This window comes from Bradyrhizobium sp. LeoB3, assembly GCF_055456055.1.
This window is the reverse complement of record NZ_JBVBEF010000043.1, coordinates 25,947-40,868: the sequence shown is the minus strand read 5'-3', so window position 1 is coordinate 40,868 and position 14,922 is coordinate 25,947. Positions and strand designations below refer to the sequence as shown.

At 63.4% G+C, this 14,922-nt stretch carries 12 protein-coding genes; 9 read left to right on the top strand and 3 right to left on the bottom strand.

The features are described from left to right. Window positions 1-221 precede the first annotated feature (221 nt). Entirely contained in the window at window positions 222-1,253 is a 1,032-nt protein-coding gene (locus ACZXDY_RS25200; RefSeq protein WP_464347339.1) for a LysR substrate-binding domain-containing protein, read from the top strand. A gap of 125 nt (window positions 1,254-1,378) precedes the next feature. Here ACZXDY_RS25200 and ACZXDY_RS25195 read toward each other — a convergent pair whose 3' ends face one another. Beyond that, the gene (locus ACZXDY_RS25195; RefSeq protein WP_464347338.1) at window positions 1,379-2,554 is read right to left on the bottom strand and encodes a serine hydrolase domain-containing protein; all 1,176 of its coding nucleotides are present in this window, start codon (window positions 2,552-2,554) and stop codon (window positions 1,379-1,381) included. A gap of 816 nt (window positions 2,555-3,370) precedes the next feature. Here ACZXDY_RS25195 and ACZXDY_RS25190 point away from each other — a divergent pair. From ACZXDY_RS25190 to ACZXDY_RS25175, 4 genes are all read left to right on the top strand, one after another. Next, the gene (locus ACZXDY_RS25190) at window positions 3,371-4,117 is read left to right on the top strand and encodes a response regulator (protein ID WP_282531312.1); all 747 of its coding nucleotides are present in this window, start codon (window positions 3,371-3,373) and stop codon (window positions 4,115-4,117) included. 338 nt (window positions 4,118-4,455) lie between these two features. Then, the gene (locus ACZXDY_RS25185; RefSeq protein WP_464347337.1) at window positions 4,456-4,722 is read left to right on the top strand and encodes a hypothetical protein; all 267 of its coding nucleotides are present in this window, start codon (window positions 4,456-4,458) and stop codon (window positions 4,720-4,722) included. A gap of 125 nt (window positions 4,723-4,847) precedes the next feature. After that, on the top strand, window positions 4,848-5,762 hold the full coding sequence (locus tag ACZXDY_RS25180) for a cytochrome-c peroxidase (RefSeq protein ID WP_464347336.1): 915 nt from the start codon (window positions 4,848-4,850) through the stop codon (window positions 5,760-5,762). Beyond that, a complete protein-coding gene (locus ACZXDY_RS25175) occupies window positions 5,759-8,344 on the top strand; it encodes a two-component system VirA-like sensor kinase (protein WP_464347335.1) in 2,586 nt (861 codons plus the stop codon). The genes ACZXDY_RS25180 and ACZXDY_RS25175 overlap by 4 nt, the downstream gene beginning before the upstream one ends. A 116-nt stretch (window positions 8,345-8,460) precedes the next feature. On the opposite strand, the gene ACZXDY_RS25170 is transcribed toward ACZXDY_RS25175, so the two are convergent. Next, window positions 8,461-9,492: an LLM class flavin-dependent oxidoreductase gene (locus ACZXDY_RS25170; RefSeq protein WP_028165695.1), complete on the bottom strand. Its 1,032-nt coding sequence runs from the start codon at window positions 9,490-9,492 to the stop codon at window positions 8,461-8,463. 262 nt (window positions 9,493-9,754) lie between these two features. Here ACZXDY_RS25170 and ACZXDY_RS25165 point away from each other — a divergent pair, with 262 nt between their 5' ends. The 4 genes from ACZXDY_RS25165 (at window position 9,755) to ACZXDY_RS25150 (ending at window position 13,266) form a co-directional block, all read left to right on the top strand. Next, window positions 9,755-11,902, top strand: a complete 2,148-nt coding sequence (locus tag ACZXDY_RS25165; protein WP_464347334.1) for a VTT domain-containing protein — start codon at window positions 9,755-9,757, stop codon at window positions 11,900-11,902. Beyond that, complete coding sequence (locus ACZXDY_RS25160) at window positions 11,899-12,582, top strand: endonuclease/exonuclease/phosphatase family protein (RefSeq protein ID WP_028165693.1); 684 nt, start codon at window positions 11,899-11,901, stop codon at window positions 12,580-12,582. Before ACZXDY_RS25165 ends, ACZXDY_RS25160 begins: the two co-directional genes overlap by 4 nt. Window positions 12,583-12,888: 306 nt before the next feature. Then, window positions 12,889-13,092, top strand: a complete 204-nt coding sequence (locus ACZXDY_RS25155) for a hypothetical protein (protein ID WP_130225046.1) — start codon at window positions 12,889-12,891, stop codon at window positions 13,090-13,092. Window positions 13,093-13,113: 21 nt separating this feature from the next. Continuing rightward, window positions 13,114-13,266 carry a hypothetical protein gene (locus ACZXDY_RS25150; RefSeq protein WP_196237320.1) on the top strand — a complete coding sequence of 51 codons (153 nt, stop codon included), beginning with the start codon at window positions 13,114-13,116 and terminating at the stop codon, window positions 13,264-13,266. A 48-nt stretch (window positions 13,267-13,314) separates the two neighbouring features. On the opposite strand, the gene ACZXDY_RS25145 is transcribed toward ACZXDY_RS25150, so the two are convergent. Next, a complete protein-coding gene (locus ACZXDY_RS25145; RefSeq protein WP_028165691.1) occupies window positions 13,315-14,919 on the bottom strand; it encodes a DHA2 family efflux MFS transporter permease subunit in 1,605 nt (534 codons plus the stop codon). Between the last annotated feature and the right edge of the window lie 3 nt (window positions 14,920-14,922).

Genomic DNA, 14,922 nt, shown 5'->3' with positions numbered 1-14,922 from the left:
TAAGACAGGGCCGAGCCTACCGTGATCGGGAGGTGCTGGAAGATGCCAATGAGGGGCATGGTGGTGCGCAGCGCGCACCGTGATAGGCTGTCAACTTGCCGCAGTCGCGCGATCCTGCAGGTCGTGCAACTGCGGCATGGGTCTTGCTTCGCGAAACGTTTCTTTTCCTATGCCGTCAGGTCCGCTCGGCGGGAGATCACTTAACCGAATGCAGATAATAGATGACTAATCCGATCTTCATGGATGACGACAAGGGATCGGCGCCCGCGCCGGCGCTCAACCCGCCCTCCCGCAAATCAATCCCGCCGTTCGAAGCGCTGCGCGCCTTCGATGCGGTGGCGCGATTGCGGGGCGTTCGGCGCGCGGCACAGAGCCTCGGGCGCGATCATGCCGTGATCAGCCGTCACTTGCGCACGCTCGAAGCCTGGACCGGGATCAAGCTGATCGATCGAACGTCGTCGAGCATTTCGCTCACCGAGGAGGGCGTCCGCTATCACAAGCAGATCGCCGCAGCGATGGATGCCATCGCCAACGCCACTATCGACGTGATGCGCCGTGGCGATAACCGCCGGCTCCTGATCTGGTGCGCGCCGGGATTTGCGCTGCACTGGATGTCGAGCAAGATCGGGCTGTTCGAGAAGGCAAATCGCGACGTCGAGGTCGAATTGCGCCCGACCGATCGCCGGCCCGATTTCGCGTCGCACGAGACCGATATCGATATCCGCTTCGAGTCGGTCTATGGCAATCCGCTGCAGCTTGCGCCCGGGTTGCGCTGCACCGAGCTCGCGCGCGTGCCGATCGTGGCGGTCGCAAGCCCGGCCTATCTCGCCTCGATGCCGCCGATCGAGACGCCGCGCGATCTGTTGGGCCAGCGCCTGCTGCACGAGGAGGATTTCGACGGCTGGGCGCATTGGCTCGCCGCTCACGGCATCTATGACGAACTCGATCTTGGGGGGCCGCGGCTCTGGCAGGGCCATATGACGCTTGACGCCGCGATCCACGGCCGTGGCGTGGCGCTCTCCAATCACATGGTCGTTGCCCATGAACTGGCGTCGGGCCGCCTTGTGGAGATCGGCAAAGGCGATACGAGCTTCCAGCCCTATTCCGATGGCATCTATTATTTCATCACCCGCGCCGACCGCTGGGATTCGCCGCTGATCCGCCGCTATCGGAATTGGCTGATCAATGCCGTTACGACCGACTGGCCGGAACTCGGCGTCGCGGCACAGAAGCAGCGGAGCAGGGTGGGCTAGGAAGGTGCTTCGACGTGCGGCGATCATAGCGTTTTCGAGCGAAGTGGACGCCGGTTCGCGTGAAGAAAACGCGTCAAAACAAAAGGCAAAAGCGCGCTTCTGATCCAATCGGAATCGATCAGGCTCTAACGCAGGGCCTGGACCATCGCATTCCAGAAATCGTTGTCGAGCACGGTGGCGGAGCCGGTTGGTTTGGGTCGCGCGCTCAGCACCACGCAGATGATGCGGTGCTTCGGATTGATGTAGATGAACTGGCCGAAGATGCCGCGCGCACTGAACGCGCCGTCTGCGAGCGAGCCATCGATCGCCGGCGTCGGCCACCACATGTATCCGTAGTCCACGCGCTGGCCGCCGATCTGCCGTGATGCACCGGCTTCGCGCACCCAGCCTTCCGGCAGCACGCGCACGCCGTCGATGACGCCGTCGTCGAGGATGAAGCGGCCGAAGCGCGCATAGTCGCGCATGGTCGCGAACAGGCCGCTGCCGGCGATTTCGAGGCCATCCGGCGATTCCAGCCACCACGCGCCGTCGGCTTCCATGCCGAGTTTCGACCAGATCTTTTCGGACAGATAGTCGCTGAGCCACTTGCCGGTGGCGGCACGCACCAGCGCGCCGACCACATGGGTGTCGCCGGTGCTGTAGGCCCAGACCGTGCCGGGCGCGGCGACGCGCGGGCGCTCCGCCATATAGCGCATGATCGCGCCGGGTTGCTGGGCGATCTGCAGTTCGAGCATATGACGCCGCTCGGAGGCTGGATTGGTCTGGGTGTCGTCCCAGCGCAGGCCCGAAGTCATCTGCATCAGCGTCCTGATCGTCACGCCCTCATAGGCGCAGCCGGCGAGCTCGGGTAGATATTTGGTGACGGGATCGTCAACGCCGGCGATGTAGCCGTTCTGGATCGCGGTGCCGACCAGCGTGGTGCTGACGGATTTCGCGACCGACATCGACAGCCATTTGGTGCCTGCACCGATGCCGAGATCGTAATGCTCGAGCAGCACCTCATCGTTCTGCATCACCAGTAGGCCGGCGATGCGGTTGCGCGCGACATAGTCGTAGATATCGTAGGTCGCGCCGCCCGAGATGATGGGGAATTCCGGCAGCGTCCGACGGGCGTGGATCAACGACCGCACCGGCGCGCCGGCGCGAATGATGCGGGTGTCGAAGGTGGTGCCGAAGTTCTGGAAGGTCTGCAGGTGATCGCGCGGCATCAGCCTTCCGCTGTACGTACCGATCAGGGCCTCGACGTCGCTGCCGGTTTTGGTATCGATCGCACCGTTTGCGCTGCCGGCACGTCTCAGCATCCCCGTCAAACTCAATGTCCCCTATGCCTGTCACATGCGGTCGAAGCGCCGACGTCGCATTATGGCAGTGGAGGCTGGCCGCTGAGAGGTGCGAAGGCGGAAGCGCCCGGTGCACGGCGATCACCATGGTCAGTAGGAAGTCTCGGCGAATACAAGCCATCGGGGCTTTCTCATGAAGAGAGCCGGACCATGATCTAGGGAGACGAATGGATTCAAACGGCAAGCCGTGTGGTGCTCACGAATGCTCGATTGCCGGCGAGGTTTTGACGGGACCTGAGGGGTGCCCGCACGCAACAGTCAATTATACAGTCATTGGAAAATTCGAGCAGTGATTTCGTGCGGAAGCATTTTGGCAAAAGCGTTCGTCGACGAGTGCCGCAATCACCCGCGCATCGTTCGAGTTATCGGACAGCGGAAAGCTGAGCTTCAGAGAAACATGCTTCGCTCAATCGGAGCAGACCAAGCCCAGCGGGGCTTGGCTGATTTGAACGATTCTAAGAATGTAAGATAGAACAGCCGAAGAGCGTCGTTTCGTTGAGTGCCCACTCACTCGCGCGAATCATGCTCTGGTTCAGCGCGGCCACAGCATTGTGAAGGACCGACGTCGATACCGACGGGTTCAACGATAATTGATGCCGGATGCGCTCGCTGAAATGTGTGCTGTAGCGCGCAATGCTGTGCTCTATACCCCGCCGCCAGGGGGCGTCGGGAGAGACGCAAATGAATTTGAATGCCGCAATTGCCGCGGCTAACCGTAATGGTCGGCCCGAACGTAGTGAAGCAAACGGAGCCGGTGGAAACGGATCCGATCCGAACGTGCGGTCCGATCAGAACCCGAGTGCGGAGCGCGGCCAGCCGACCTGCCTCGTAGTCGAGGACGATCGCACCATGCGGCACCTCGTGATGAACTATCTCGAGGAGCACGACATTCGTGCGCTGTCCGCGTCGGGGCGGGACGAGGTCACTGGTCTCTTGGTTACGCGCGAACCTAATCTCGTCATCCTCGACCTGCGGCTTGGCCAGGAAGATGGTCTCGATCTATTGCGCGAAATCCGTTCACACTCCGACGTGCCCGTGATCATCACGACCGGCCATCGCCGCGACGAGATCGATCGCGTCGTCGGCCTGGAGCTCGGCGCCGACGATTACATCACGAAGCCATTTGGCCTGAGGGAGCTGCTGGCACGGATCCGCGCGGTGCTGCGCCGGCGCGAGACCGGACAGACCGCGCCGCGCGATCCGGAGAAAGGCCGTTATCGATTCGGCGGCTGGCAACTCGATCGGCGCAGCCGGCGTCTTTCCGATCCGAGCGGCACGCAGGTCGCGCTGACGAAGGGCGAATACGCGCTGCTGGTTGCCTTCCTCGACGCGCCGCAACGGCCGCTCTCGCGCGAGCAGCTTTTGCAGGCCACCCGCGTGCACGAGGATGTCTTCGACCGCAGTATCGACGTGCAGGTCTTGCGTCTGCGCCGAAAGCTGGAAGGCGATCCGAGCACGCCGAAGGTCATCCTGACCGAACGCGGCGTCGGCTATGTGTTCGCGCTTTCGGTCGAGCGGCTCTGACGATGGCCAATCGCGCCATGCGGCGGATGGTCGCAAGTTCTGCTTCGACGCATCTCACAGTCGGGGCCGCGGGCGCAGCGGGTTCCATTACAATGGTAGCCCTTAATTCCGGGGCTGGAATGCTGTCGCAACATGCAAACGGCAATCTCTCGAGGGTGAAAAAACCTCGGGAGATGTCAATGAAGTTGGACAGGAAGAAACTGCCCGCCAGCCGATGGCGGACCGACCGTCGCACGAGCGTCGTGCGCCGGTACCCGATGCGAGCGGTGACGACGCACGCAAGTCCCGCCAGCGAGCGGCCGTCCGTGAATGGTGCCTTGTGGTGGCCCTCAAGGCTGATGCTGAAAGCCGTCGGGACGTTCGCCGTCTGCAGCGACGTTGCATTCCACAGCGTCATTCTCTCGCTGATGTCCTGGACGGTCGCCCAGGTGTTGGAGGGGTGCGCCGCTTACGCGCAAGGCATGTATCCTTACGCGCTGGATCCCGACGAGCTGCGCGGCCACCATCCGCCTGCCATCATCGAATTGCGAAGCCTCGAAAGCCGCGGCGATGCCGAGAATAGCAACATCGCATACCTGGAAAGCCGCGGGAATCGTCGGCAATGATGCGGTTATGGTCGCTGGTCGGATATCGGCGAAGCCGAACGAATCTTGCGGCTGCGCAGGCCTCCGCTCTGCCGGAAATGCTGCGTGCGCGCCGCTGGCCGCCATGGGCTTGCGCAGCGCTCCTCTTGATCGCCACCGGTGCAGCTACGCAAACCATCCCGACCGCTCCCGCTTCGCGCCCGATTCCCATCGCCGATCAGGAGCCGATCACACCCATTCCAGAGCCTACCGCGACCGATCCGCTCAAGCTTGCCCTCGGGGAGCGGTTGTTTACGGACACCCGCCTGTCGAATGATGGGAAGCTGGCGTGCTCCTCTTGTCATGACATCACTACCAATGGCGCCAGCCGCGATTCCGCGATGGTGAGACATGACGGTTCAGATGCTCCATTTGATACATTGACGATCTTCAACGCGGCGCTCAGCTTCCGCCTGAACTGGGAAGGCAATTACCGCACGCTCGAATCGCAGGCCGAATCGTCCCTGGAGAATCCGGCCAATATGGCCACCAGCATGGAGGACATCGTCGCCAGGCTGAATGCCGATCCCGAAATGGTGCGGCAATTTCGTGCCGCCTACGGCCGCGCGCCGGACCGCGCGTGCGTCCTCGACGCATTGGCAACCTTTGAGAAATCGCTGATTACGCCAGGAAGCCGCTTTGATCGTTGGCTGGCCGGAGATACGACCGCATTGTCAGCCGCGGAGCTTGGCGGTTACGAAATATTCAAGTCGTTTGGCTGCATCTCCTGCCACCAGGGAGTGAATATCGGTGGCAATCTGTTCCAGCGCCAGGGGATATTCCGTCCGCTGGTCCACGCGAAGCCTGATGTCGTCCGCGTGCCGAGCCTGCGCAATGTGGCGACGACGGCGCCCTATTTTCATGACGGCAGTGCGGCCACGCTCGAGGAGGCGGTGCGCAAGATGGCGGCGGCGCAGCTCGACCGCACCTTGACCGATGACCAGGTCACCGCGCTCGTCGCGTTCCTGCAGACGCTGACCGGAAACTATCGTGGCATACCCGTCAAGGGATCGCCGCCATGACGCCGCTTCGCGCCCTCGCGATCGTATTCGCGCTCGTCCTGCTGCTGACCTGGCTGTCGCTGCGCGCGATCAATCCGGAGGCCGAGCAGTTCGATCGCGCGCTCGCCGAACTTGAGCGTTTTGCAATGCTGGACAGCTCGCTCTATCGCGACGTTTTCACCGCGCGCGCCGGCACCCTGCGCAACTACGATCCGCTGGTCCGCGAGACCAATGCGATGCACAAATCGCTCGACCGCTTGCGACAGTCGGCGGCGATCGACGCCGAAACGAGCGAAGCGGTGGGCCGCCTTGAGGCGTCGCTCGCGCGACAGGAGGAGCTCGTCGACCGATTCAAGAGCGACAATGCGCTCCTGCACAATTCGCTGACGTTCTTCGAGCGCTTCAGCCTCCACGCGACGACGGGCGATCTCGGGCCTTCGATCAGCGCCGCCGCGGCGGCGATGCTGCAACTCACCCTCGACACGTCGGACAGCGCGGTACGCGAGGTCAAGGATCGACTGGACAGCCTCGCCGATCGGGCGCGCCCGTTCGATGGCGATGTCATCGGACCGTTGCTGGCGCATGGACGGCTGCTTCAGGGCCTGCTGCCCGCGGTCGATGGCGTGCTGAAGGAGATGCGGGCGATCCAGCCGAGGCTCGAGCAGGAACAGCTCCGCAGCCTGCTCCTCGTGCGGCAAAACGAGTCGAGAGCCACAGCACGGGAATTTCGTTGGCTGCTCTACGTGACATCGCTGGTCCTTGTCGCGTTCCTGGTGCACCTCGGTCTTCGCGTGCGTTCGCATGCGAGGGCGCTTGAACGCCGCGCGACGTTTGAGCATGTGATTGCGGGCATTTCGATGCGCTTCATCGACGTGCTGCCCGAGAACCTGGATGGCGAGATCGAACGCGCCCTTGCCGACTTGATGCTGTGCACCGGCTGCGACCGTACCTATGTTGTGTGGTCCGGGACTACCCCTCGGCTGTACGGCTGGTCGAGGGCGGGCAGGGACTTTCCTCCCGGCTGGCCGGAAGGCGCGCCGGCACTTGCGGCTCGATTCGCGCCCACCGTGGACGGCGTGGTCCACGTCCCGAACGTCAATTCGTTGCCGGTCGGCGCAGACAGAAGGGCGTTGATGGATGTTGGCCTCGGTGCGTGGGCCTGCGTGACCGGCGTCGACCAGGAGGGCACCAGCGTTGCGCTGGGTTTTGACAGGATTGGCCGCCCCTGCCGGGTGACGGATACCGTCGAACTCAGTCTTTTGCGCATGGCGCTCGATATCATCATGTACGCCGTTGGGCGGCACGCGATGGAACGGGAACGATGGCGCCTCGAGGAGCGCCTGCAGCAGGCGCGCCGCATGGAGCGGATCGGCACGTTCACAAGCGGCATCGCCCATAACTTCAACAATATCCTCGGCGGGATCCTCGGCCACTCCGAAGTGATCGAGGAGCAGCTCGGCCAGAACAACCGCTTCGCGCAGAATCTCCGTGCGATCCGCCGCGGGGCAGAGCGGGCGCGCGACCTGGTCGAGCAGATCCTCCTGTTCGGACGGCACCGCGACGCGCGGCGCAGGCCGCTCAGTGCGCATAGCCTCGTGACGGAAGCAGTTTCGCTGCTGAACGTTTCGCTGCCCGGTAACGTCGATCTCGCGATCCGCGAGCCGCTGGCGACCGCGATCGTGTCGGGCGAGCCTGCGCAGTTGCAGCAGGTGATCCTCAACCTCTGCAACAATGCCGCGCAGGCGATCGGCGATCACGGCCGTGTCGAAATAGCGATGGACATCCGCGAAATCACCGAAATCCGTTCGCTCAGTCACGACACGCTTCAGCCGGGCCGCTATGTCTGTATCGTGGTCACCGATACCGGCCGCGGCATGGACGATGCGACACTGGCGCGGATCTTCGAGCCGTTCTTCACCACCCGTTCTTCCGGAAACGGATTGGGACTGGCGACGGTGCGCGAGATCGTACATGAGCATGGCGGGGCGATGAACGTGCAGAGCGTTCCCGGCAAGGGCAGCCGCTTCGAGGTTTGGCTGCCTTGCGTGGCGATGGCCGCGCCGATCTCGGACATCAAGCCGGCGATGCTGCCGGTGGGAAAAGGCGAGACCGTGATGATGGTCACCAGCGACCAGGCGCGATTGCTGCGGGACGAGGAAACGCTGGCGGCGATCGGCTACGAGCCGGTTGGATTCGGCACGGCTGCTGCGGCGTGCGCCGCATGCAGCGCCAAGCCCGACCGGTTCGATGCGGCGATCGTCGGCTATTTCGGATCGACGGCGGCGTCGCTGGAAGCGGCGGCGGCGCTGCATGCGGCGGCGCCACAGCTTCCGATCGTGTTGGCGGCGAGATCGACCGAGGAGATCGGCGCCGACACTTTGGTGGCCACCGGCATCAGCGACGTCGTGCATTGGCCGCTTGTCACGTCGGAAGTCGCGGCTGCGCTCAGCAATTGCGCGGCACGCAGGGAACCGGAAGCAAAACCGCAGGTCCGCTCATTGCGTGCGTCGCGTCCCGAACCCGCGGACGCGGGCTCGCCATCGCTGTCGTCGCGGCTACGGCGTCCGATCGGCCCGCGGCGGCAGCCTTATGCCAAGTCTTAGCTGCCAAGTCTTAGCGCTTCGGTTCTGACGGAATCAGAACCGAAGCGGTAGATTCTTGTTTGACGCGTTTTCTTCACGCGAACCGGTGTCCACTTCGCTCGAAAACGCTCTGGCCCCTACGCCACCATATCGCGGACCAGGGGCACGACCTTGCGACCGTAGAGCTCGATGCTGCGCATCAGCTTTTCGTGCGGCAACGGGCCGGCCGAGTATTTGAGCTGGAAGCGCGCGATGCCGAGCGCCTTGACGGTGGCGGCAATCTTTCGTGCGACCGTCTCGGGCGAGCCGACATAGAGCGATCCGTGGTCGGCCTCGCGCACGAACTCGTCGCGGCCCATTGGCGGCCAGCCGCGCTCCCTGCCGATACGGTCGCGCATGGCCTTGTAGTCGGCGAACAGCTCTTCGCGCGCTTGCTCATCGCTGTCGGCGACATAGCCCGGCGAATGCACCCCGATCGGCTTGACCGGGCGGCCGAGTTGCTTGAACGCGCGGTGGTAGAGTTCGACATAGGGCGCGAAACGCTTGGGGTCGCCGCCGATGATCGCGAGCATCAGCGGCAGGTCATATCGCGCGGCGCGCACCACGGACTCCGGGCTGCCGCCGACGCCGATCCAGGTTTTCAGCCGGCCGTGCTCGACCTGTGGAAATACGAGCTGGTTGTTCAGCGGGGCGCGCAGCTTGCCCTGCCAGGTCACCGGCTCCTGCTTCAACAATTCGACGAACAGGTCGAGCTTCTCCTCGAACAGCGCCTCGTACTGGTTGAGGTCGAAGCCGAACAGGGGAAAGGATTCGGTGAACGAGCCGCGGCCGAGGATCACCTCGGCGCGGCCGTTCGAGGCCGCATCGACGGTCGAAAAGCGCTGGAAGACGCGGATCGGATCATCCGAGCTCAGCACCGTCACGGCGGAGCCGAGCCGGATTCGCCTGGTGCGTGCTGCGATCGCCGCCAGCACCACTTCGGGCGCGGAGATCGCGAAATCAGCGCGATGGTGCTCGCCAAGGCCGATGAAATCGATCCCGATCTCGTCGGCAAGAACAGCTTCGTCAACGACATTGCGGATCACCTGCGCATGCGGCAGCGGTGCGCCGGCGGCATCACGGGTGACGTCGCCAAAGGTATCGAGCCCAAATTCCAGCGATGTGGTCATTGTCATATTCCGGTTTGGCACGGCTTGGCACAGCGCGCCGCGAGCTTCCAATCTTTAGAAAAGGGGAGGGCCGGCCCGGACGGGCAGGCGTTGGTAGACTTAACCGCGACATAATGACTGGCCAGCGACAGGCAAGGCCAGGCCACGAAACGCTTGGTTTCCCGCATTATGCCCGACCATCGGCGCTCGCCACCCCAATGGGTCATCACCCGGGCAGGAACCTGACTTCCGCTGAGGCGTTTCAACAGAGCGGTGGGAGCAGATGAACGTTCGGATAGAGAAGGTGCAATCGGCCGAGACAATATTGCTGCCCCGCAGCTCATCCGTGCTCGTTCCGGGCGCCACCATCTGGAGAAAATGCGACGCCGGTCGCGTCGCCGTCCTGAACGACGCCGCGGAATATTTTGGTGTCTTGCGGGAGGCGCTGCTGCTCGCCGAGAGGCAGGTCTTCATCATCGGGTGGGACATCCACTCCGAGACTCCGCTTGTCGGGCCATCCGGCGCGGCCGACGACGGCTTGCCAGATACGCTTGGTCCGTTCCTCAAGGCCCTGGTCGAGCAGAAGGACAATCTCGACATCAATATCCTGGTCTGGGATTTCGCGGCACTCTATGCGCGGGAGCGGGAGCGCCATTCGGCCAGGAAATTAGCCAGCCCCACCAACCGCGTCCACATCTGCCTGGATTCCAGCCTGCCGCTCGGCTCGGCGCAGCATCAGAAATTCGTCGTGATCGACAATTCGCTCGCCTTCGTCGGCGGGCTCGACCTCACGATCCGGCGCTGGGACACATCCGAACATGCGCTACATCACTCATTTCGCAAGGATCCGGCCGGTGTTGCCTATCCGCCGTTCCACGACGTGCAGTGCATGGTGGATGGCGCCGCGGCGAGAGCGCTTGGCGAACTCGCGATCCGGCGCTGGAACGCGGCGGGCTGCGGCACGATGCCGATCGCGATCTACCATGCAGAGCGATGGCCAGACTCGGTCGCTTCGCAAGCCGAAAACATTCCGCTCGGCATCGCGCGAACGGAACTCGGAACGCGCTTTGAGCCTCCGGTGCACGAGGTCGAGCGGCTGTTTTACGCGTCGATCGCCACGGCAAAAAAGCTGATCTACATCGAGAACCAGTTCACCAGCTCAGCCGAGATCGCCGAGGCGCTCGCAAGGCGGATGCGCGAGGTACCGGAGCTGCGCGTCCTGATCGTCACCCCGAAGCGGCACGCATCATGGCTGGAGTCGCGGACCATGCAAAGCGGTCGCGGCGACTTTGTCGGTCCATTCCATCGCGCCGAGGTCGCCTCGCGCATTCGCATGCTCTACCCGCTGACAAGAGACGGTGACAATGCTGTTCCCGTCATGGTCCACAGCAAGCTCATGACGATCGACGATGAATTCCTGCGGATCGGCTCGTCCAATATCAACAACCGCTCGATGGGGGCGGATACCGAATGCGACCTGTGCTTCGAGGCCACCGATGACGGACATCGCCGGTTCATCCGCAATGTCCGCCATCGGCTGCTCGCGCATCACTGCGGGTTAAGCGAAAGCGCGATCGCGGCCAATGAGGAATGCCTGCTTGAATTCCTTGACGCGCATGCCGCATCGCGCGCCGAGAAGGTGCTGCTTCCCGTGGATCTGGAGGATGCCCGGTTTGGTCCGTTCACCGAGATCCTGCAGCCGATCGCCGATCCGAAGGAGCCGCTCGATCTGCAGCGCGCGGCGGATCGGACGTGGACGGCAAGGACGATGGCGGTCGTCCTGGGAATCATCGCGTCGCTCGTGCTGCTGACGCTGGCCTGGCGTTACTCGTTCCTGAGCAGCTATACGGATGTCGGTTACGTGGCGGGCTTGATCGGAAAATATGCGCAATCACCGCTAGGTCCGCCGGCTGCCGTTCTTGCGTTCCTCGTCGGCGGCCTCGTGATCTTCCCTGTCGTCGTCCTGATCGCCGCGACCGCCGCCGCGCTTGGGCCCGTCAAAGGGTTTGTCGCGGCTGCCATCGGCGTGCTGTCGAGCGCCACATTGCTGTTCTTCATCGGGCGCGTTCTTGGCCAGGAGCGCCTGCAATCGATGCTCGGACGTCGCGCCCTGCGAGTCCAGGAACGCATCATCGGCAAAGGCGTGCTCGCGATTGCGATGATTCGCATGGTGCCGGTGGCGCCATTCTCCGTGGTCAATGTGCTGGCCGGCGCCAGCCGTCTCAGGCTGACCGATTTCCTGATCGGAACCGCGTTCGGCATGGCGCCCGGGATCATCGCGATGGCCGCGCTTGGTGCGCAGATTGCGGACTTTGCGAGGCACGCCTCCTGGTGGGGCGCGCTGCAGCTTGGATTGATCATCGCGATCTGGCTGCCGCTCTGCCTGGCAGCGCAATTCGTCGTGACATGGTTGGCCGGGCGGCGCAGATGACCGACGTGATCCGGGTGATGACGTGGAACGTGCACGGCACGTTCAACCTGAACAGCAGGTTCGACCTCGATGGCGTCTGTTCTATCTTACGAAAATGGTCGCCCGATATCGTGGCGCTGCAGGAGATCGATTCGCGTGGTGCGACGGAGGATCCGTTCCTGCGGCTCGTCGGCGTCATCGGCGTGCATCGCGTGGAAGCGCGCTCGATCGTCACCGAGGATGGCGATTATGGTCAGGTCCTCCTGAGCCGCTATCCTTTCATTGGCTCTCCCATCATCACCGACGTATCCTATCAGGAACGCGAGCCGCGCCGCGCGATCTCCGCAACGGTCGATACACCCCTCGGTCACGTGTCGGTCGTTGCGACGCATCTTGGATTGAGCATCCATGAAAGGCACGCCCAGGCGCTGGCGCTGGCCGATCTCGCCAAGGCGCCGCGGACCATCGTGCTCGGCGATTTCAACGATTGGTTTTGGGTGAAATCGGTGCGGCGCGTGCTGGTTCGGTCTTGTCCGGTGCGGACACGGCTGCGGACCTTTCCCTCCCGCTTGCCGCTTCTTCGTCTCGACCGCATCTATGTCGATCGTGACGGCGACATCCTCAAAGCCTGGACCGATCGCGAAGCGAGGCGCTACTCGGATCATCTCCCCGTCGTGGCGGATATCGTGTTCGCTGGATAGGCGCGGGATCATTCCGTCCATTTTTGATGATCGGCGTAGAAGGCGCCTCGCGCCGTGCTTCAAAAATTTGGATAGCCATTTCATTGACCAAAACGGGCTTTCCCGGGATATTCGATGCAGCAGATTGTGCTGCTTCGGGGTTACCGCATGAGAGCAAGAGACCGGAAAGTGGTGGGCGATATGCGCAAGCGCATGACCCGTCGCTGTGTCTCGGCGGCGACCGGAGCCTGTTGCTGATTCCCGCCTAGTTACCGACCTCAACCATGAATCAGACGGGAGCGCCGCAGCAGCGGCGAACGAGCACACATGTCCAAAGCCTATGTCATCGAAGTTTCCAACCAGACCGCCGGCATCGTCGTGGGTGACGAGCGCGGCTTCCGCTTCTTCTCTTCCGAACGCGCGTTCGACAGTCTCGAGGGCGGCCATTTCGGCTCGGCCCGCGCCGCGGAGCGCGCAGCACGGGCGCTGATCGAGCGGCGTCGACGCCCCGACAATCGAACGGCATTCTGACCGCACATGAAAGGACGGATCATGACCGCAAGACAAGGCCGCCGGGTTCGTAGCATGTGTGGCGAGCCACTGCTGCCGGTCGAGAACCAACTGATCGGCTGGAGCCTTTGCATCGGCGTGGTGGCGCTGATGATCCTGGTCGCGATCAATCACTTCGTGCCGATCGCGGTGTAGGCCGCGAGGTCATCTCTCCCGCTCGCGGGAGAGGGAGTACGGCAATCTTCAATGCGCGCCGCCGGCGGCGCCGCCGCCCTTCGGCTTGCCGGTCAAGAGGATCGCGATGGCGGCGAGCACGAGCACGAAGCCCAGCACGGCGAATGTATCGCTGTATCCCATCACCAGCGCCTGGCGTTTCACGGCGTTGCCGAGTGCGATGATCGCCTGGTGCCTTGCGGCTGCCGGATCGGCCATGCCGTGGGCCATGAAGTAGTTCGTCATCTCGGCGAGGCGCTGACGCACCTCCTCGCGCGCGAGGTCAACCGACTGACCGATGATGTTGGAATGGAACTGCTCGCGCTTGGTGGCGATGGTCGCAAGCAGTGCGGTGCCGATCGCGCCGCCGAGGTTGCGCATCATGTTGGAGATGCCGGAAGCGGCCGCTGCATCCTGCGGCGCGACGCTGCCGAGGCTCACGGCGCTGAGCGGGGCCAGCATCAAGGCCTGGCCGATGGCGCGGATGATGTTGGGGACGAAGAGCTGGTCGCCGGCATAGTTGAGCGACATCTGCGTGTTCATAAAGCAGCTTGCCGCGAACAGCGCCATCCCTACGGCCGCGATATAGCGGGCATCGAAGCGCTGCATCAGTTTCGGCACCAGCGGGATCAGGATGAGCTGCGGCAGGCCGGTCCACGCCAGCACCTGGCCGATTTGCTCGGCGTTGTAGAGTTGCACCTGGCCGAGATAGGCCGGCAAGAGATAGACCGAGCCGAACAGCGCAAAGCCGACGAACACGGCCGAAATCGTGCCGAAGCCGAAACTGCGCTGGGCGAGCAGCCGCAGCCGGATCAGCGGCTTCTCCACGACGAGTTCGATGATCACGAACAGCGACAGGCTGACCGCGGCGACAATGGCAAGCTTCACGATGAAGGGCGAGCCGAACCAATCGTCCTTGTTGCCTTCCTCCAGCACGGTCTGCAGCGCCGAGAGGCCGATCGCCATGGTCGCGATCCCGAGCCAGTCGCCCTCGCGCAACAGGCCGAGCTGCATCGGCTGCCGCTCCAGCGTCAAATAGAGCATGGTCACCATGACCGCGGTCGGCACCACGTTGACGAAGAAGATGGTCTGCCAGCCGTAGTTCTCGGTGAGATAGCCGCCGATGGTCGGGCCGATTGCCGGCGCAAAGGTCACGGCGATCGAGAACATCGCAAGGCCGATCGGCTGCTGCGCCTTGGGCAGCTTGGTGAACACCAGCGTGAACGCCATCGGGATCAGGACGCCGCCGAAAAAGCCTTGCAGCGCGCGCATCGCGATCATCGATGGCAGGTCATGGGTGAAGGCGCAGGCGACGGAGAAGATGGCAAACAGCGTGGCGTGGCCGATCATGATGTTGCGGAACGAGAACACGCGGCTGAGATAGTCGGTGAGCGGAATCACCACGATCTCGCCGATCAGGTATGACGTCGAGATCCAGGAACCGTTGTCGACGCCGGTGCCGATGCCGCCCTCGATGTTGAGGAGCGAGGCGTTGGTGATCTGGATGTTGAGGATCGCCATGAAGGCGCCGATCATCGCCGCGAGTATGGAGATCCACACCGTGGCGCTGGCCCGGTTCGGGTCGACAGCCGCACGCGGCAGGGGGGCTATGGCCGATAATGTGAGGTCCGACATGAC

Excerpts from the sequence above, each read along its gene's own strand:
- ACZXDY_RS25200 (WP_464347339.1), top strand. The coding sequence starts at position 222 with ATGACTAATCCGATCTTCATGGATGACGACAAGGGATCGGCGCCCGCG.
- ACZXDY_RS25195 (WP_464347338.1), bottom strand. The coding sequence starts at position 2,554 with ATGCTGAGACGTGCCGGCAGCGCAAACGGTGCGATCGATACCAAAACC.
- ACZXDY_RS25185 (WP_464347337.1), top strand. The coding sequence starts at position 4,456 with ATGCTGAAAGCCGTCGGGACGTTCGCCGTCTGCAGCGACGTTGCATTC.
- ACZXDY_RS25175 (WP_464347335.1), top strand. The coding sequence starts at position 5,759 with ATGACGCCGCTTCGCGCCCTCGCGATCGTATTCGCGCTCGTCCTGCTG.
- ACZXDY_RS25170 (WP_028165695.1), bottom strand. The coding sequence starts at position 9,492 with ATGACCACATCGCTGGAATTTGGGCTCGATACCTTTGGCGACGTCACC.
- ACZXDY_RS25165 (WP_464347334.1), top strand. The coding sequence starts at position 9,755 with ATGAACGTTCGGATAGAGAAGGTGCAATCGGCCGAGACAATATTGCTG.
- ACZXDY_RS25160 (WP_028165693.1), top strand. The coding sequence starts at position 11,899 with ATGACCGACGTGATCCGGGTGATGACGTGGAACGTGCACGGCACGTTC.
- ACZXDY_RS25155 (WP_130225046.1), top strand. The coding sequence starts at position 12,889 with ATGTCCAAAGCCTATGTCATCGAAGTTTCCAACCAGACCGCCGGCATC.
- ACZXDY_RS25150 (WP_196237320.1), top strand. The coding sequence starts at position 13,114 with ATGACCGCAAGACAAGGCCGCCGGGTTCGTAGCATGTGTGGCGAGCCA.
- ACZXDY_RS25145 (WP_028165691.1), bottom strand. The coding sequence starts at position 14,919 with ATGTCGGACCTCACATTATCGGCCATAGCCCCCCTGCCGCGTGCGGCT.